Genomic DNA, 19,758 nt, shown 5'->3' with positions numbered 1-19,758 from the left:
TCAATTGTCAGTCACCTTTCAGGTGAGCAGACAACAACTATTTACTGTGCTAAACTGATATTCACCTGCAATCCTGCTCTTGTATTTACAACAGGCGGCGGTGTGGCGATATAACCTACTACCCTGTTCTGCTCAAAGAACAAACGCAAACGGATGCGATTGTTTAGTACATAATCGATGGAAGGATTGATCGACAATATTTTTTGTCCACCGGTTGGTATGGTGTTCCGCTGATCAAGAATATTATTGGATGTTGCATTATCTCGATAGGTCATATCAAAACGGAAACTCAGATCGTTTGATAATGTTTTTGAATCATCTTTTGTGAATGGTATTTTAAACGGCAGCTTCAAACCACGCTTACGCCATCCCGCACCAACGGTAATTTCAATGCTGCGTACTTCACTCACCTGGAAGTCGATCAAACTTAAACTGATCGTCCGGCTGCGTCCATAATCAACTTTGAAGTTGAGCTGATTGGTCATTTGTACATCCACACCAATCAATGGAGAAAAACGTTCGCTGATGGTTAAGTTGGGTACAATGAAGAACGGCACAAAGTTGTTCGACACCGGATCAACAAACGATGGGAAACCATATCCAAACTGATCTGCATACAACAAAGCAGATGTAAAATTATTCATACTCAGATTACTGCTGTAACCATGTGTAATTGTAAAGTTGGTGAAGATGCGATCGAGGCCCGGCAATCTGGACAAACCATTATAGGTTAACCGCCAGTTAGGTTTTGGTAAATAACGTTTGAACGGATTATCGTTTACACGTCGGTTGTTCTGATCAAGCAATCCTACTTTCAATGGATCCTGATTGGTATAAGCTGCAATAAACGCAGGTATCAACACATCCTGTGCATATCGGCCGTAACCTTTGTAATAACCATCGGGATTAATTTGGCCTAACGTGTATGGATTTGCATCGCCCAATCGCTGTGATAAGAGTAAACGGTTTTGTTCAAACTGCAGGAACGATTCGCCCGGCGTTGTAGCCGAATATTTCCTGAACATGGTTTGATAAGAGATGAACGAAATATCAAAACCACCGGCTGCTAACGGACTCAAATGACCGAAGTCGCCGTTACCGGTAGTGTCCTTGAACAGTTGCGAATAATTTTTACTGAAGGAACGTGTGAGGTTGAGATCAATGGTGAAGTCACGCATTGGCTCTACCGTTGCTTCCATTTTCAATTCCTGACGATAGCTTTGTGTAAACAGGAAGTTGAAGTTGGTGTCTCTCGTAACCCATCTTTTTGAAGCTGCTTCATCGAGCCATCGATTATCGGGCTGTTTGCCAAATACATAAGCAAGGCTCGGTGCACGGGTACCCCAGTTCTGTCCAAGGATCTGCGTACTGTCGGTGTAGCCCGGCAGTCGTGAATTGAACGACTCGTTATAATTTATGTTTATGTTTTTAACTGAGGTCAGCATTCGTCCAAAGAACTTTAAAGCATCGCCCGGTTCAACCTGCAGACTGTTATCTTTCTTCGCTTCCAATCGATTTAAACGACGGAATAATTTTGCTACATATTTCTTACTCTTTCCAACCGTATCTTTTGGATTGAATTTAATATTGGGCGATGCAAGCACTGGTTTTGCATTCGGGTCTTTCTCAGTTTCAAGCGAACGAAGGAATTTTGATTTCTGGTATAACCTTACAAAATCAAGCTGGCCGGTAAATACTCTTGTTTGTGAATTCTCGATCGTGTTACCTAAACTCACTGCTAAACGTGATGCGCCGATCCAGTTATACGTGGTGTTATAATTGAATCGTGCAGTTGTCCAATCAAGTGCAGGAATTTTTGCCAATGGCAAATTATAGGATGCATTGGCGGTTTGACGATAGATCACATTCCGTCCGCCGTCAAATAAATTTCTGCGAACACTGTCTTTCTTTTGTTTCGTATCAATTCGTCCAATCGGTTCATCTACACGTGCATTGTTGGTAGCGCTGAAATCAATATTAATGGAACGTGTTACATCCCAACGCATATTGTACACACGATCAAACACAAAATACTTATCGTAGGTCTCAGGAATTTTAAAAGGACTTGGTGCCACACCCGGTATGGTTACTTCTCTTGCACGTACTGCACCAAACTGACGATTCACATCTGCACGGAAACTTAACAGGCTTGGACGATAGTTGAAGTTGAAATCCTTTACAATATTCCACCAAGGGCTGCGGTATTTAATGAGCTTTTTGAATGGCTCTATAAACTTCGGTTGCGGGGCATAGTTATATCCTACACCGCCATAGTGTTTTTCAATCACATCATTTTCGATCAATGGATTGCGACGTTCGGTTTTTGTGTACGAATAGCTTACATCAAAATTCGAAACATCATAAATTTTGGCAGGCTTGCCATTGGTTTTATTTTTCCGCATGTTGGTTACGTTCACCGTTGTAATCGCAGAAAAATCCTGTGCAATATTTTTGATGGAATCTTTATTATTTACAGTTGCCAGTTTATCCTTGAACTTAATATCCTGATCGTATGGATCATATTCAGGATTCATCACTGTTTGTGAATAGCTGGCGTAAAAAGGAATTTCAAGTGCAGCTTTTTTCGGCAATAATTTTCCGAGTTGCAGATTAGTAGCAACATCAAACTGATAAAAGTTTTCCCTGCTACGTTCGTTCACACGTTGTTCAATGGTACCAAAGCCGGCACTACGTGCAGAACCTGAAACGGAAATGGTACCAAGGTCTGCCAGTTGAATATCAATCCGTCCGGTTGCAGCCCATCCACCTTTTTCATCAAGACCGCTTAAGCGAAGCTCATTGATCCAAACTTCAGCACAAATATTAGACGTATTGTCGTTGTTGTTATTTTCAACCCCAACAAGAAAGCCTTTTACTTCACCGAGATTTGGATTTCCCATCACAGCCCAACGGATACCATTGCCTCTGTCTTCGGAGTAAGCAGTATTTACACCACCTGTACGACGCAGTTTAAACCGCACCAAATCTTCGAGGTTTACATCAAACTGATTTGCACCCGGCCAAACAGCCGAAGTATCATCAGGGTTTATCGGACTTGGGTAACTTCCCCATCGTGTTGCTTTCAATGGCATCCGCACTTCATAATAATTATTAATGAAGTCGGTACCAAAACGGATCACAGCAATGGCTTCTCCATCCTGCAGATTGTCTGTTTTACCTCTTGATTCTGCATGCATGAACATACGCACACGCTTGTATTGACGAAGATCAAGATTGGTTGTTTTAAATACAGCACGGCTGTCACCATCCTGCAAATCACAAACCTGCATACTTAATGAAGCTTCATTTTGCAAAAGGTTGATACCGTTGTTACTCAATTGTTGTACACGCTCAATACCCGGTGGTATTACATAATTCACCGGCACACGTCTATCGTTTTCTTCTACGTTAACAGCCGTTACATTAAACGAAGTGATACCTTGGTTTTGGAGGGGCCTGTACTGGCCGGTTGTATCCAGATCAAATGTATGAGTACGCCACATGTTACGCACCAATTCCAACTTACCAAAACGTACAACCAATGAATCTTCAAAACCCGTCATAAACATCCTCATAAAACGGATCGATTTGAAATCGGGAATATTTCCAACTTTTGATTCGTATTCTTTTACAGGAATACGGAAGAGGAACCAGGTTTCTTTTCTTGTATTACCATCAGCAAGTTTCACATCCACTTCTCTTCTGTCAGCAATATAATTCTGACCTACCTGCATTAACGGATCATCTTTAGGACGAAGCTCTAAATGATACTGGAAATATTCTTCCACTTCATTCAACGTATTGTCTCTGTTGAGATCTTCATTATCCGGATACAACGTAGAGGCAGACGTATATTGAATATCGTTGCTGGCAACAGGGCTGTTACCGTGCGGATTATTAAAATCTTTGTAACGATTCAAGATGCTTGCATTATCCGGTTGATCAACACGGAAGTGTTTGTAATTATCACTACTAGGATCAGTTGCTAAACGCTGATAAGCTGCTCCTGTACCAAAATTGTTTCTGTATTGTGTGAGGAACGAATTAAACACCCGTGCTTCCGCACTATCTGATCTCCCATCTAAACCAACATCCTGTTGCGGACGCTCTTCAACAATATTACTGAACGCCTGTGCGATCTGGATCGGGTTACGTGGTACACGAGCCCAGTTACTTTCATCTTCACGTGCAGGAGTTTGTGTGGTGCTTAATCCGTTTTCATAAAAACGGCGGCCATCCTTTAAAATATCTTCAGAAATATTGCCAAGGTTGAAATACATCTGTCCGCCCGTACTCACAGGGTTGAGTATGAACGGATCCTGTACCCACATTTCAATAAACTCGATATTGTTTGTTTCAAAATCAATTTGATCGATGGCACGCATAATACCACCCCATCTGTTCCGTGGATTTAACAAATTTCCATTTGCAGGATTGATGCTTCCGTTCGCTGCATCAAAATTATAAGGACCACGTTGTGTTGGATAAAAAGCCATGTCGAATGTGATCAACTGGTTCTGTCCGAGATCGGGCGTTACCTGCGGAAATATTTCCTGACGATTTACAAAACGAACACGTGGATCAGACAGCTCTGCAATGTTATCGCCCAACGGATTGTTTGGATCACGACGTTGCTGTAATACCGGTTCAATATTATACCATGCAAGTTTTGCTCTGTTATAACCATATTGCAGATCATCGGTCAACTTCGCCTCCGGAAATAATTCAACGCCAAAACGATCTCTTGCTTCAAATGGTGTTGATGCCAACGACCATGCAATAAATGGAAAGCGCAGATCGATCCCATTTCTCGTTCCTTCAAAATCATCAATATAAATTAAACCACCGCCACCTTTTTCAGGACGGATCTGTTTTGCTGTACTTGGAATAATTTGTGCCGCTTCACCATATACATTGATGTTTGATGTTTGTCTTGTAGAATAGAATGGCAATCCATCCAGCCACTTGGTCATTCGTTTCCAATCGCTGCGGTAATTGATATCAGCACCGATCATGGTGTTACGAATAGGATCGTCACCGTAATTCATTTTTGTAAAGAAGGGACGCTCGCCCAACTTCATCACCGCTGCACCAATGTTCAGTTGTTTGGTTTGCTTTTCAAATGCTTTATAATCCAAACGCAACGCCATAAAGTTGCGGTTCTGCATACCGAATGTTGCATTGTTTTCAAACCCAACATTGATCGGCACACCTGAATTAACAATGGCCTGGTTAATAATTTTTACAGTACCTAAATTATAATCAACTGTGTAATCAACATTTTCACGCAACACTTGTCCGCCTGCAGAAACGGTAACAGAACCTTGCGGTACATTGAAGGCACCCAGCGGAATATCGCCACCGCCTCCAGCACTACGGGAAGCCCCTCTAAAAATATATCGATTCAATTGTGGCGATTGCTGTGCCACCCATTTGATTGAATCGTAAAGCGGATAGAATAAATATTTCTGACGTAGTTCAACAGAGTCGACTCCTCGGAAAATATATTCAAGGTCTTTCCCGAATGGTTCAAGCAACGGAAAAATAACACGACTCATTTGCGAGTTAACCGTAAAGCCTTCTATATAATCAAACACGCCATCGGGCTGTGGATCATTTTGATTGTTCAGTCGATCCAGATTCACCAATTCAATTATTGGTCGTCCTTTTTCTTCGCCTTCAGGAATATATCTTTTTTCACCACCACCCGGTTCCTGGTAAAGAATATTCAATTTGAAATCACGACGCTCCAATTGACCAAAGCCAACAGAGTACACATTCTTCATCATCAAATCCCAGATCGGTAACGACGGACGTTGTGAAGTTGCTTTCAGCATTTTCAAGAACAACACCTTCTGTGTACCGCTGTTGCCGGCTGTTGTATCGGGTGTTACATCATTTGAAAATTCACCTACCTGATAAATTTTTCCGTTTACAGCGTATTGAAATGCAATACCCAATACTTCGTCGGGCTGCAAGGTTGTATTGAGTGAAAGAAAACCAATTTGCGGATTGAAATAATATTCTTCAGGTCGTAGCTTACGGGCAAACGTGCGTTCGAAATCCTGCACAGCCGTTAAACCAAAACTGCTTAAGCGATTTGTTACCAAGGCAGCATCTCTTGTTGCCGGATCGTTTGCCAACCGTTGATACAGATCGTTCGCATCGTTGTACGGAAGAGGTGCCGTCGTAAGTGAAAAAACGTTCGGATTAAATGGTTCGCTTTCGCCAAGGTCCATCAATGCTACCACATTCCTGTTTTCGGTGGTAGAACCTGTACGGTTGGTAACCCACACTTCCACCCGCATGATCTGCACCGGCGTAATCACAGCCGGGATATTTTTCATGCTCGTGTTGTAATTCTTCTTAAAATACTGAGCTAGTAAGAAGTGGCGGTTTTCTTCGTATTCATCCGCCTTTACATTAAACTGTTGTAAACCGGAGCCACCAGCCAACTGCATCTGCTGGCGATTGGAATTTTGATTGGCCACTACAGCCGTTACATACAACTTGCCAAACTGCAATTCTGTTTTCAAACCAAATAAGGCAGAAGCACCGGGCATCAATGTTCCTTTTGCCGGGAAAGCGATATTACCCGCCTCGATCCGTTTGATGATGGCATCGGTATTACCAACATAATCCAGCTTGAGTTGATTTTCAAATTGGAAATTGGCAAGGGTATTATACGTTACGGGGAAATTCAGTTTGTCGCCGATCTTGGCATTCAAACCAAAATTGGCATTCATGTCAAAATCAAAACCACCATTTTTTCTTGCACGTTCGGGTAAGGTTGGGTTCTTAATATTTTGGCCGAGGTAGCCGGCAGTTAGTGTTACATCACCCTGCGGACGTATCTCCACTTTTGGAATACCGCTGTTGCTGAATAGGCGGTTGAAAAAGCTCGGACGCACCTGCAGCTTTGGATCTAATATTTTTCGGTTAAGATTTAAAGTTGTGTTGAGCCGGCGTTGAAAATAATCCCGTTCGTTCTGGCGGTTTTTGTACGCCACCATTTCATCGAAGGTGAGGTAGCTTGGTTTGCGGAACCAGCTACGGCCGATCTTTTCGTAGATGTAATATCTTTTTGTAACCGGATCGTACGCAATGGAATCTTTGATACTCGATGGCCGATGCAGATCAAATGTATTGCGATTGGGTTCTGTAAACGCATCGCCTCTGCGATCGGTTAATGGAAAACGTAAACTGTCTTTTCCGGGGATTGTATCACGAGCCGGTGTTTGAAATGCAGGAATACCACCATAACTCACCGTTGAGGAAAGGGTTATTACAATGGTCAGAAGGGCCACGATGGCGGATATGGTGCGTTGCATCCGGGTCAAAGTCTCAAAGCAAAGATTAAGTTGTTGGTTAAAGACACTTCAATGCCGCCTTAATCAGCTCTTGCACTTCAACAAATTCCGTATTTGTTTGCCGGGCTTTTTTTATGGCCGATTCGGCTGCATTTCGGGCTATGCCCAAAGCAGTCATAGCAGTTAACGCATCTTGTTCTAAAGTATTGTGAGTCAGTGCAGAAATATTCGCATCAATTGGCGACTTCGAAAGCTTGTCCCGCAGCTCTAAAACAATTCGCTGCGCCGTCTTTTTTCCAATCCCTTTTACGCTTTCCAATAAACCCTCATTTCCTGAAAGAATAGCTCGTACTACCTCTTCGGCCTGCAACGACGAAAGCATGATCCGTGCGGTGGAAGCACCAACCCCACTTACACTGAGCAGGTGAAGAAATACTTCTTTTTCGGAGCGTTCATAAAAACCGTAGAGAATATGAGCGTCTTCACGCACCAACAAATGGGTAAATAATGTTCCTTCCTGCAGGTTCTGGATCTTGGAATAGGTGTTCAAACTCACCTGTACTTCATAGCCGACACCATGTACATCAATGTGAACAACAGTTGGGGTTTTGAGGGTAAATGCTCCTTTGAGATATGCAAACATGGAACGAAAATAGAGTTTTTTACAAAGGATTGAGCAAAGGGTTGCCAACCTTTCGCTAACCGCACAAGTCTTCGTCACCCCGTACAAAGGTTAGCAACCCTACCGCTTCAACCTTAAACCATCTGCCTTCAACCCTGCGCTGCAAGTCTTATATTTGCACCCTGTCAAGCGGGCCTTTACCCGCTCCCTTTAAATACAAAGTATAAATGAGTAACAAAATCACTGCAGCCATTACGGCTGTTGCCGGATGGGTTCCTGAAGACCGGCTTACCAATTTTGATCTGGAGAAGATGGTTGATACCAACGACGAATGGATCCGCACACGTACCGGTATTTCTGAACGGAGAATTTTAAAAGGCGAAGGACTTGCTACTTCCGACATGATCGTCCCCGCTGTGCTTGATCTCTGCAAAAAACGTGGCATCGAACCATCAGAAATTGATTGCATGATCGTTGGAACGGTTACGCCTGATATGGTGTTTCCTTCCACTGCGAATGTGGTGTGCGATAAGATCGGTGCCGTGAATGCATGGGGTTTTGATTTGAGTGCTGCCTGCAGCGGATTTCTTTTTTCACTCACGACGGGCGCATCATATATCGAAAGTGGCCGCTATAAAAAAGTAGTAGTGGTTGGTGCAGATAAAATGAGTGCCATTATTGATTATACCGATCGCAACACTTGCGTGATCTTTGGCGATGGTGCTGCCTGTGTGTTGTTGGAACCCAATGAAGAAGGTTTTGGTGTACAAGACAGCATTTTAAAAAGCGACGGAGCCGGCAGAAATTTCCTGAACATGAAAGCTGGTGGCAGTCTTCGTCCCGCAAGTATGGAAACAGTTGCCAACCGGGAACATTTTGCTTACCAGGAAGGACAAACGGTTTTCAAGTTTGCAGTAAAAGGCATGGCCGATGTGAGTGCTGAATTATTAGAGCGCAACAATTTAACAGGTGAAGATATTGCATGGCTGGTACCACACCAGGCCAACCTCCGCATCATTGATGCAACAGCCAACCGCATGGGTTTGCCAAAAGAAAAAGTAATGATCAACATTGAAAAGTTTGGCAATACCACTGCCGGCACGATTCCTCTTTGTTTGTGGGAATGGGAACCGCAATTAAAGAAAGGCGATAACATTGTGCTGGCTGCATTTGGCGGCGGGTTTACTTGGGGCGCTACGTGGATCAAGTGGGCGTATGATGGAAAACAAAATTAGAATTGAAAAATATAGAAGAAAAGCGGTTGTGAAAGCAACCGTTTTTTTGTTTAATTTTTGATTTATGATATTGGTTATTCTTCAAGAAAAAGGCAAATTAGATAACATTAAGTTTTCTACATGAAATATTCTTATATAATTTTAATCTTGGCGCTATTCGCATCAAATACTTTTAGTCAGGTGAGAAACATAAAAACTGATACTTTTTATTTATCACAAGACCTGATGTTTTCGAGACTTCTTCTCTGTAGCGACTCTACCTTTTTCATTGTGACTGGCGGTTGCGTTGACGCTGGCATCTCAAAAGGCAAATGGATTAGAACTGCCAACAAGATTCTATTAAATGGAGTTTCTGAATGTGAGACTGAATTAAAGACAACTATAACTACACAGTTATTTAAAGAAGATAGTTTAGTCACTTTTACTTTCGTTGACATACTAAATCAAAAATTCGCAAACTACGCCGTAGTATTTTTTGATTCAAGCTTCAAGGAGACTAGGCTTTATACCGATATAAATGGAATTATTAAAACCAAACGAGGGGAATATGTTGCATTTTATACACAGAATGAAGAACAAAACGTAAATATTGGCGACGCAATTAATGACAAAATTCATTACTTGTGGAATAAATTGACCAGATATACGATAATGCTAAATTATCCAACTAGTGTTTTGACAGACAGGGGAATCACTGAAATTTACCAGTTTGGTAAAAGAGAATTCACTGTAAAAGGAATGGAGCTAATTGATAAGAAAAACAAACTCATCTATAAGTCTAATTAGCTTCGACAATCTCATTTTAGTATAATTATTCTCATGCCATTTCGACCTTTTTCATCTAATTAACAACATTTCTCTCAATCGTACCTACGGCACGAGAGCCCCTAATTACTATCTTTCTACCAATCAATTGTTCCTACGGAACATAGCGAATTAAAATTTGTTCTTCGAGACTTCAGACACGTGTACGATACCAATGAATAAAATCTGTTGCAGGAATTTCAGTAACACCTAACTCCCGCATCATCGTTACCAGTTGTCCACGGTGATAAGTACCATGATTGAACAAGTGATGTGTTACCTGCCACACTGCTGAACGGAACGAATCACCTTTCAGATTTTTATAATAAAATTCACGTTGCAGATTTTCTTCTGTGGTGCTGGTTATAAACCTTTCCCACTCTCCTGCCTGTTGCAGTAAGCCATTCACCGCTTCTTTCATGGTTGGATTAAATTGTTTGCTGGGTATCACCATTTGCTGATGCCCTTCCATTCGCTGCCACCAAATGCTTTCTGCATCCCATAAATGGAGAATTGTTGCGTACAAATTCGGGAAACTGCTTTTCACGATCTGTTGGTGCAGATGCTCATCCATTTGAAGGATGGTATCTGTAAGCGTTTGATAGGCCCACCGATTATATGCAGCATAAGCTGAAAGTAATTCTTTCATGTCAATATGTTTTTGTAGCTCAAATTAATGAATATATCTTCTGCCCGTAAAATCGCAAAGCACAGATTACGTACATTTATCCACGGATTACAAATACAACGGCATATGGAATTTTCAACACGCATTATACACGAAGACAATATTAAAGACGGAAGCGGTGCAGTAATGTCGCCCATTATTTTATCCACCACATTCGAACGTGGTGAAGACGGTATCAGTTACCCCAGTGGCTTCTTCTATTCTCGATACGACAACCCCAATCGTCATTCGCTTGAACAAAAACTGGCGAAGATGGAAAACGGCGTGGGCTGTGTAAGTTTTGCATCCGGACTTGCAGCAGCAACTGTAGTATTTCAAAGTTTAAAAACAGGCGATCACATTATTTTACCGGATGATACGTATTTCTCCATCCGTACGATTCTTGATACCATGTTTTCCGGTTTCGGTTTATCGTACACGTTAGTAGATATGACGGATCATGCTGCGTTGCGAAAAGCAATTCAACCCAATACAAAACTGGTATGGACCGAAACACCTTCTAATCCGTTGATCAAAGTAACCGACCTTGCGGCTGTTGTAGCTATTGCAAAAGAACACAACTGTTTTACAGTTGCTGATAATACATGGGCCACTCCTTACTATACCAAACCCATTGAACTGGGGATTGATATCGTATTACATTCAACCACAAAATATCTTGGCGGACATAGTGATATTTTAGGAGGCGCTTTAATTTTTGGAGAGAATAACCAACGCTATGAATTTATTAAAGCCTGCCAGAGACTTGGAGGCGCCGTTCCATCGCCTTACGATTGCTGGTTGTTGTGCAGAAGCTTAACAACGTTTACAGCACGTATGCCGATTCATTCAAACAATGCCATGCAATTAGCAACGTATCTTGAAGCACATCCAAAAATTGAACGTGTGTTGTATCCCGGCCTTGCATCGCATCCGCAATATGAAGTGGCGGCACGACAAATGACAAACGGATTTGGCGGCATGCTTTCCATTCTTGTAAAAGGTGATCGTACAACAGCATTGAAATTAGCAGATAAGCTGCAGTTGTTTACACATGCAACAAGTCTTGGAGGTGTAGAGAGTTTAATTGAGCACCGTAAATCAATTGAAGGCGATCTTTCACCAACACCTGATAACTTGTTACGCATTTCAGTTGGCATTGAAGATGTGAAAGATCTGATCAATGATTTTGAACAGGCATTGCTTTTCGTCTGACGCCCTCGTCTGACGAAAAAATAAAAATAATGCCATCAGACGAAGGCGTCAGATGGCTATAAAACCAAAATAACGCTACATGAAAAAAATGTCCCTTCTCTGCATTACTGTATTACTCCTGCAATCGGTAACTGCACAAACAACAGACAAACGTTTAGCTGGTCTTGACACATTCATCAATCGCATTTTAAAAGAATGGAGTGCAGCAGGTGTAACGGTAGCTGTGGTTGAAAAAAACAAAGTGATCCTGGCAAAAGGGTTTGGTTATAAAGATTACGAAAACAAAGTACCGGTTACTGAAAATACATTGTTTGCCATTGGCAGTTGCACCAAAGCATTTACATCTTCCTTACTTGCCTTCCCGATGAAAGAAGGGAAACTTGATCTAGATAAGCCCGTTACACAATATTTGCCCGAGCTTCGATTTATTGATGACGATTTGAACAACAATGTGACAGCAAGAGATATGATGAGCCACCGTACTGGCTTACCACGTCATGATCTTGCTTGGTATGGTGCGCCTACAAGAAGAGACAGTTTAATTTACATTATCCGCTATTTTGAAAAAACTGCACCGCTGCGCAGACTATGGCAATACAACAACTTTATGTTTCTTACACAAGGTGTGCTGGCAGAAAAATTAAGCGGCAAGAGTTGGGAAACATTAGTTAAAGAACAACTCTTTACCCCACTGAGCATGACAGCATCCAACACATCTATGAATGATCATGTGAAGGCACTGGATTATTCATTTGGCTACAACGAGAAAGATGGAGCAATAACAAAAATGAAATTTATGAATATTGATGGCATTGGTCCGGCTGGTTCCATTAACTCCAATGCAAAAGATATGGCGAATTGGGTAATGATGTGGGTGAATGGAGGTAAGTTTAACGGTAAAGAAATTTTACCTGCTTCGTATTACAATCAAGCTATCAGTTCACAAATGATCATTGGTGCAGGATTACCAACCAAAGAACAACCGGATGTATTCTTCAGCAATTATGGTCTTGCATGGTTCCTTGCAAACTACCGTGGTCATTATCGTGTAGAGCACGGAGGAAATATTGACGGTTTCAGCAGCAGCACATCATTTTTTCCAACTGATAGTATTGGCATTTTTATATCGGTAAATCAAAATGGATCACCTATTCCCGGTATCATCCGCAATACAATTGCTGATAGATTACTCGGATTGAAATATAAAGACTGGCACCGCACCCAAAAAAATGCCGTTGATAAAGCAAAAGCTGCTGCAAAAGAAAAACTGAAAGCCGACAGTACACAACGTAAGCGGGGAACAAGACCCACACATACAATTACGGACTATACCGGAACTTTTACCAACGAAGGGTATGGCACTTTAAAAATTGACTTACAAAAAGATTCATTGATTGGTAAATACAATGGGCTCAACTTTAAGATCAAGCATTATCATTTCAATTACTTCAACTTTATTCCGTACGATGAAGAATTGGGTACTGCCGAAGAAGATGATGCGATGAAAGGGCAATTCAATATTAATATCAAGGGCGAAATTGAATCATTGTCGTTGCCTTTGCAGGCTGGGGTAAAAGATATCGTATTCACAAAAAAAGTGGAAACAATTGATGTTAGTAAAGCTGATCTTGAAAAATATGTTGGCGAGTACGAATTACCCGGACCAACTCTCGTGAAAGTTTATATCAAAGGAGAGAACACATTGATTGCATTTGTAACCGGTCAAACAGATTATGAATTAGTGCCTGTAAAGCCCGATGTGTTCAATTTAAAAATTGCATCCGGTTACAGTGTTCGTTTTGAGAAAAATGAGGCAGGTGAAATCATTGCTCTATCATTTTTACAACCAAACGGAACGTTTAAAGCAACAAGAAAAAAATAAACTTCGTCGGTACGGCTGAAAGCCGTCAGACGTAAATTAATAGAAGTATGATTATCAGAAGAGCTGTAAAAGAAGATTGTCCCCGCTTACTGGAACTTATAAAAGAGCTGGCGCTTTATGAAAAAGCACCGGAAGAAGTAACAGTTACGTTAGAACATTTTGTTGACAGCGGTTTTGGAACAAATCCCGTTTGGCGGGCATTTGTAGCAGAAGAAAATGATGTTGTGCTGGGTTTTGCATTGTATTATATCCGCTACTCTACATGGAAAGGTCAACGTATGTACTTAGAAGATATTCTTGTAACCGAACAGGCAAGAGGAAAAGGCATCGGTAAATTATTATTCGATCAACTGATCGTTGAAGCTAAAGAAAAAAAGTTCAGCGGTATTGTATGGCAGGTATTGGAATGGAACGAACCTGCCATTAATTTCTATAAAAAATATAACAGCAACTTTGATCCTGAGTGGATCAATTGCAGCATACCCGTTTAAAAAAGAAAGAGGCCGCAACAATTTGCGGCCTCTTTCTTTTATCGTACATCTTACTTCGTACATCAATTAATTCACTCCTTCCACCACCATTTCTTTATTGATCTTTTGTACCAACCCTTGTAATACTTTACCCGGACCAACTTCTGTAAACTTGCTTGCACCATCGGCGATCATCGATTGCACACTTTGTGTCCAACGTACAGCACCGGTTAACTGATCAATTAAATTTTGTTTAATCTCATCTTTGTCCAATACAGCTTTCGCAACTACGTTTTGGTAAATGGCGCATTGCGGTGTATAGAAATTTGTGCTTTCAATTTTTGCTTTTAATTCTTCACGTGCAGGTTCCATCAGCGGACTATGAAACGCACCACCAACCGGTAATACCAATGCACGTTTTGCACCAGCCGCTTTCATCCGTTCGCAGGCAATATCAATTCCTTTGAGTGAACCGCTGATCACTAATTGTCCGGGACAATTGTAATTTGCTGGCACTACAACTTCACCTGTTTCTTCCTGCACCTGCTTACAAACTTCTTCTACTTTCTCATCTGCCAATGCCAGTACTGCAGCCATGGTTGAAGGATTTAGTTCACAAGCTTTTTGCATAGCCGTTGCACGAACGCTTACTAACTGCAATGCATCTTCAAAACTCAACACACCATTCGCCACCAATGCACTGAACTCACCCAACGAATGTCCTGCAACCATATCCGGCTTTGCCGATTCAATTGTTTTGTATGCTATTGCCGAATGCAAGAACACAGCAGGCTGTGTTACATTCGTCTGCTTCAGGTCTTCGTCTGTTCCATTGAACATGATATCAGAAATACGAAAACCTAAAATTTCATTGGCTAATTCAAACAATCGTTGGGCCGATACTCCTGCATCATACAAATTCTTCCCCATACCGCTAAACTGAGAACCCTGACCCGGAAAAACAAACGCATGTTTCATAATGAATATTTAATGGCCAAAAATAAAGAAGTCTGTTGCAATAATTACAACAGACTTCCACTATCAAAAAAGAAAATTTAATTGAATTTACCTGAGATCAGTTTCAGGAACTCACTTCGTGTTGCCTGTTTCTGAAACTCACCTGAAAAAGCTGAAGTGGTTGTTACAGAATTTTGCTTTTGCACACCACGCATCATCATACATAGATGTTGTGCTTCTACGACTACCGCCACCCCCATTGGATTCAACGATTCCTTAATTGCTTCAAGTATCTGTGTGGTTAATCGCTCCTGCACCTGCAAACGGCGACTATACACATCCACCACTCTTGCAAGTTTGCTCAACCCAGTGATATAGCCGTTGGGGATATAAGCAATATGCGCCTTACCAAAGAAAGGCAGCATATGGTGTTCACACATACTATACAGCTCAATATCTTTTACAATCACCATCTCACTCACTTCTTCATGAAATTTGGCGCTTTCAAGAATTGCTTTTGCATCCATCTGGTAGCCCTGCGTCATGTACTGCATTGCTTTTGCAACACGCTCCGGTGTTTTTATGAGGCCTTCACGTTCAGGATCTTCACCCAACAACTCAAGCGCACTTTTGTAACTGTCCACTAATCCCAACGTTACTTTCTCTTCGTATTCTTCTGTTTTTTTATAAGCCATGTTCGATATTTAAAATTGATCATTATATTTTTCCAACTCCGTCGTGTAATTGACAAATCATGCCGGATATTCCACAAAATTTCTTGGTGTTTCGTACAAACGTATCTGCAAATCTTTCTCTGCATCGATGTGTGGACGTAACAAATCATGAATCACAATGGCAATATGTTCTGCTGTTGGGTTGAGATGTTTGAACTCAACCGTATCAAGATTCAGATTTTTATGATCGAAACGTTCAAGAATTTCTCTCTTTATTAAATCACTCAATACTTTCAGATCCATCACATAGCCGGTGTCTTTATCAGGCACACCGGTGATCTTTACCACCAGTTCATAATTATGACCATGAAACGATGGGTTGTTGCATTTGCCAAATACGGCATCGTTCCGCTCATTTGTCCATTCCGGATTGTATAAACGATGGGCAGCGTTAAAATGTTCGTGACGAAAGACGGATACTTTTTTTTCCATGACAGAAAACCTGATTACATTTTACCTGCCATGAACTTTCATTAAAGCACCTTGCAGGGCGAGTGAAGAACTATAACAAGGTACGCCGCAAAAGGTTTATTCTCCAAAATATTCAACGTAAATGCGGGGCGTTTCGTAGAGTTTAATGCAGTGAAGCAACACTTCAGCAGGCAGATGTGGTTGTAATTGTTGCCAGATGGCTTTTGCCAGATTTTCAGTAGAACACATTTTTCCCTGCATGAAATCAACATCCATATTCAGGTTCTTGTGATCGAGTTTTTCCAGCACATGAATTTTGATGAGCTCACTTAGTTTCTTTACATCAAACAAAAAACCGGTGTCTTCATTCACTTGTCCTTTAATAGTAACAAACAGATCATAATTATGCCCATGCCAGTTTTCGTTGGCACATTTGCCGAACATAGCTTCATTCTTCTCCAGACTCCAGTTTGGATTGTAGAGCTTGTGCGCCGCATTAAAATGTTCTAATCGTGTTAAGTAAACCATTGCCGAACCCTTCAAATTGTTGGGCCGCAAAGGTAATAAGAATGCTGCATTTTGATGTTATTCCCTGATTTGTTTTATTCTTCCCGAAATTTGCCCCATGAATTGTTTAGTTGTTTCAGCCACCGTATTGGAAATCAAACCCTTTATTCAACATTGCCGCACCACTAACAAGCTGGATTATATTGATTTACAGCTCGATTTTCTGGTTACAGGCGTTGGTTCTATCAATACCACTTATGCGTTGATGAAGCATTTACAAGTGAAAAAGCCCGATATCGTGATAATGGCTGGTATTGCCGGTGCGTTTGACCAGTCCTTGAATTTAGGTGATGTGGTTGCTGTAAAGCAAGAAGCCTTGGCCGATTTGGGCGTGCAGGAAATAGATGGTTATAAAGATGTGTTTGATTTAAAACTGTTATCCGCCAATGAATTTCCTTTCAAACAAAAAAAGCTGGTGAATCCGTTTACCATGTTGATGGAACGTACAAAATTGCCATTGGTGGGAAGTGTTACGGTGAATCAAATTACATCTGCCAAAAAAACAGCTGAACTTTATCAAACAAAATATAAAGCGAAGATCGAGAATATGGAAGGTGCTGCGTTGCATCTCGTTTGTATGAAAGAAAACATTCCGTTTGTCCAGATCAGAAGTATTTCAAATTACGTAGGCGAACGCAACAAACAGAAATGGAAATTAAAAGAAGCTGTGCAGAACCTGAATAAAGAATTGATTCGTTTGGTTGAAGGTTTATAAATAGTAATTCATGACAACTTACACACTTGGCTTTTCGCCTTGTCCCAATGACACATTCATCTTCGATGCGTTGGTGAATGGCAAAATTGATTCGGAAGGTTTATCGTTTGATGTACAGTTGGAGGATGTGCAAACGTTGAACGAATGGGCAAAGCAAGGCAAACTTGATTTTTCAAAGATCAGTTACGGTGTTTATCCGCTTATTCGTCATCAATATCATTTATTAAAAAGCGGTGGTGCATTGGGCAAAGGTGTAGGACCTCTTTTAATTACAAAGAACGAAGCAGTAAGTACAAAGGTTGAAGAACTTCAGCAATTGGTGAATGATTCAACCATTGCAATACCCGGCACAAATACCACGGCTCATTTTTTATTTTCACAGGCATTCCCCAATGCAAAACAAAAACAGTTCATGGTCTTTCATGAAATTGAAGAAGCTGTATTGAGTGATAAAGTAGACATGGGTGTAATCATTCATGAAAACCGTTTTACTTATCAGCATAAAGGATTGCATAAGCTGATGGATCTTGGTGAATATTGGGAAACAACAACCGGTTATCCGATTCCGTTAGGTGGTATTGTTGCACATCAACGAATTGATGTTGAGCTGAAAAATAAAGTAGATCGATTGATTCGTAAAAGTTTGGAGTATGCTTTCAGCAATTATCCGCTCATAACAGATTATGTAAAACAACATTCACAGGAGATGAGTGAAGAAGTAATGCGCCAACACATTGATCTGTATGTGAACAACTATTCACTTGATTTAGGTGAAGATGGTATGCAGGCAGTAGAACAAATGCTGCAGACAGCCACGCAACATACGTGATCTATTTTTTCAATGCTTTGCTGTACACTTCGAGGCAACGTTTACGAGCAAGTTCATGTTGCACGATCGGTTTTACATAATCAAACCCTTCAAACTCCGGCACCCACTTGCGAATGTATTGCAACTTCGGATCAAACTTCTGCGTTTGCAAATAGGGATTGAAAATGCGGAAATAAGGTGCAGCATCACAACCACTTCCTGCCGCCCATTGCCAGCCGCCGTTGTTGGCAGCCAGATCAAAGTCCAGTAATTTTTTTGCGAAATACGCCTCGCCCCATCGCCAATCGAGTAGTAAATGTTTGGTGAGAAATGATGCAACGATCATTCGCACACGATTGTGCATAAAGCCCGTTGTGTTGAGTTCACGCATGCCTGCATCAACAATTGGGTAGCCTGTTTGTCCATCACACCATTTTTGAAAATCATTTTCGTTGTGTCGCCATTCAATAAAATCATATTCCTTTTTGAATGCTTTGCCTTCTCCTACTTGTGGGAAATGCCAAAGGATCATATGATAGAAATCACGCCAGATCAGTTCATTCAAAAATCCTTCATTTAATCCTTGTGCTTCTCTTGCAAGATCACGGATGCTGATGGTACCAAAACGTAAATGCACACTCAGTCTGCTTGTGCCATCAATCGCTGGAAAATCCCTTTGCTCTTTATACTTTTTGATAATTTCTTTCCTTGTTTCAGCAGATGGAAATAGTAAGCCGACTGCTTCAAAACCCATTTCCTTTAATGAAGGAATAGCTACCGGTGCCTGTTTGAAAAAGTTAGTTGTATATTCCTCTACAGGATAACTCTTCAAATAGAAATCATTGAGTTTGGCTTTCCATTTGCGGCTGTAAGGAGTAAAGACCGTGTAAGGTTTCCCATCATCTTTGAGCACTTCATCTTTTTCAAAAATCACCTGGTCTTTGAAAGTATGAAATGAAACACCTGCATCATTTAGTTGATGCTGAATGGCTGCATCTCTTGTTTGGGCATACGACTCATAATCATGATTGGTAAATACTTTATTGATTGAATATTTTTCAATCAGCTTTGCAAACACTTCGGCCGGGAAACCATGATACACTTCCATGCTGCTGCCCATACTTTGCAGTTGCTCTTGTATATCTGTAATGGCATGATGAATAAATTCAACACGGCGGTCAGTTTTATCTTCCAGTTTATCCAGGATTGCCTTATCAAAAACAAAAATGGGCACAACAGGCAAACCATCTTTCAATGCATGATATAAAGCTGCGTTATCATGTAACCGGAGATCTCTCCGAAACCAGCAGATATTTATTTTTTGTTTTGCCATGTTTGTATAACGATTCCGCCCGCAGAAT

The 19,758-nt window shown here is 41.1% G+C and carries 15 protein-coding genes; 7 read left to right on the top strand and 8 right to left on the bottom strand.

The annotated features are described in order from the left end of the window. Nucleotides 1-41: 41 nt before the first annotated feature. Complete coding sequence (gene sov, locus WG989_RS09650) at nucleotides 42-7,307, bottom strand: T9SS outer membrane translocon Sov/SprA (RefSeq protein ID WP_340429026.1); 7,266 nt, start codon at nucleotides 7,305-7,307, stop codon at nucleotides 42-44. A 61-nt stretch (nucleotides 7,308-7,368) separates the two neighbouring features. Next, a complete protein-coding gene (gene ruvA / locus WG989_RS09645; protein ID WP_340429024.1) occupies nucleotides 7,369-7,953 on the bottom strand; it encodes a Holliday junction branch migration protein RuvA in 585 nt (194 codons plus the stop codon). 206 nt (nucleotides 7,954-8,159) lie between these two features. Between ruvA and WG989_RS09640 the strand changes: the two genes are divergently transcribed. Then, the gene (locus WG989_RS09640; RefSeq protein WP_340429021.1) at nucleotides 8,160-9,167 is read left to right on the top strand and encodes a beta-ketoacyl-ACP synthase III; all 1,008 of its coding nucleotides are present in this window, start codon (nucleotides 8,160-8,162) and stop codon (nucleotides 9,165-9,167) included. 120 nt (nucleotides 9,168-9,287) lie between these two features. Beyond that, the gene (locus WG989_RS09635) at nucleotides 9,288-9,953 is read left to right on the top strand and encodes a hypothetical protein (protein ID WP_340429019.1); all 666 of its coding nucleotides are present in this window, start codon (nucleotides 9,288-9,290) and stop codon (nucleotides 9,951-9,953) included. A gap of 172 nt (nucleotides 9,954-10,125) precedes the next feature. Here the strand turns inward: WG989_RS09635 and WG989_RS09630 are convergent, their stop codons facing one another. Next, nucleotides 10,126-10,620 (bottom strand): DinB family protein, encoded by a 495-nt coding sequence (locus tag WG989_RS09630; RefSeq protein WP_340429018.1) that lies wholly within the window; start codon nucleotides 10,618-10,620, stop codon nucleotides 10,126-10,128. 105 nt (nucleotides 10,621-10,725) lie between these two features. Between WG989_RS09630 and WG989_RS09625 the strand changes: the two genes are divergently transcribed. From WG989_RS09625 to WG989_RS09615, 3 genes are all read left to right on the top strand, one after another. Beyond that, nucleotides 10,726-11,853: a trans-sulfuration enzyme family protein gene (locus WG989_RS09625; RefSeq protein WP_340429017.1), complete on the top strand. Its 1,128-nt coding sequence runs from the start codon at nucleotides 10,726-10,728 to the stop codon at nucleotides 11,851-11,853. Nucleotides 11,854-11,932: 79 nt separating this feature from the next. After that, on the top strand, nucleotides 11,933-13,735 hold the full coding sequence (locus WG989_RS09620; protein WP_340429016.1) for a serine hydrolase: 1,803 nt from the start codon (nucleotides 11,933-11,935) through the stop codon (nucleotides 13,733-13,735). Nucleotides 13,736-13,782: 47 nt separating this feature from the next. After that, a complete protein-coding gene (locus WG989_RS09615; RefSeq protein ID WP_340429014.1) occupies nucleotides 13,783-14,226 on the top strand; it encodes a GNAT family N-acetyltransferase in 444 nt (147 codons plus the stop codon). Nucleotides 14,227-14,292: 66 nt separating this feature from the next. Here the strand turns inward: WG989_RS09615 and fabD are convergent, their stop codons facing one another. The 4 genes from fabD to WG989_RS09595 all read right to left on the bottom strand — a co-directional run bounded on the left by fabD (nucleotide 14,293) and on the right by WG989_RS09595 (nucleotide 16,835). After that, nucleotides 14,293-15,183 (bottom strand): ACP S-malonyltransferase, encoded by an 891-nt coding sequence (gene fabD, locus WG989_RS09610; protein ID WP_340429012.1) that lies wholly within the window; start codon nucleotides 15,181-15,183, stop codon nucleotides 14,293-14,295. Nucleotides 15,184-15,260: 77 nt separating this feature from the next. After that, nucleotides 15,261-15,857 carry a GTP cyclohydrolase I FolE gene (gene folE, locus WG989_RS09605; protein ID WP_445298475.1) on the bottom strand — a complete coding sequence of 199 codons (597 nt, stop codon included), beginning with the start codon at nucleotides 15,855-15,857 and terminating at the stop codon, nucleotides 15,261-15,263. A 57-nt stretch (nucleotides 15,858-15,914) separates the two neighbouring features. Continuing rightward, nucleotides 15,915-16,328 carry a 6-pyruvoyl trahydropterin synthase family protein gene (locus WG989_RS09600; RefSeq protein WP_340429010.1) on the bottom strand — a complete coding sequence of 138 codons (414 nt, stop codon included), beginning with the start codon at nucleotides 16,326-16,328 and terminating at the stop codon, nucleotides 15,915-15,917. Between the two features lie 96 nt (nucleotides 16,329-16,424). Continuing rightward, the gene (locus tag WG989_RS09595) at nucleotides 16,425-16,835 is read right to left on the bottom strand and encodes a 6-pyruvoyl trahydropterin synthase family protein (protein WP_182804403.1); all 411 of its coding nucleotides are present in this window, start codon (nucleotides 16,833-16,835) and stop codon (nucleotides 16,425-16,427) included. Nucleotides 16,836-16,932: 97 nt separating this feature from the next. Here WG989_RS09595 and mqnB point away from each other — a divergent pair, with 97 nt between their 5' ends. Further along, nucleotides 16,933-17,589 (top strand): futalosine hydrolase, encoded by a 657-nt coding sequence (gene mqnB, locus WG989_RS09590; protein ID WP_340429009.1) that lies wholly within the window; start codon nucleotides 16,933-16,935, stop codon nucleotides 17,587-17,589. A gap of 10 nt (nucleotides 17,590-17,599) precedes the next feature. After that, the gene (locus WG989_RS09585; RefSeq protein WP_340429008.1) at nucleotides 17,600-18,418 is read left to right on the top strand and encodes a 1,4-dihydroxy-6-naphtoate synthase; all 819 of its coding nucleotides are present in this window, start codon (nucleotides 17,600-17,602) and stop codon (nucleotides 18,416-18,418) included. Nucleotide 18,419: 1 nt separating this feature from the next. On the opposite strand, the gene WG989_RS09580 is transcribed toward WG989_RS09585, so the two are convergent. After that, the gene (locus WG989_RS09580) at nucleotides 18,420-19,730 is read right to left on the bottom strand and encodes a cryptochrome/photolyase family protein (RefSeq protein WP_340429007.1); all 1,311 of its coding nucleotides are present in this window, start codon (nucleotides 19,728-19,730) and stop codon (nucleotides 18,420-18,422) included. Nucleotides 19,731-19,758 lie beyond the last annotated feature (28 nt).

Origin of the sequence: Lacibacter sp. H407, from assembly GCF_037892605.1 — a bacterium.
Lineage (GTDB): Bacteria > Bacteroidota > Bacteroidia > Chitinophagales > Chitinophagaceae > Lacibacter.
The sequence above is the reverse complement of the archived record's forward strand: the minus strand, read 5'-3'. Positions and strand labels throughout refer to the sequence as shown.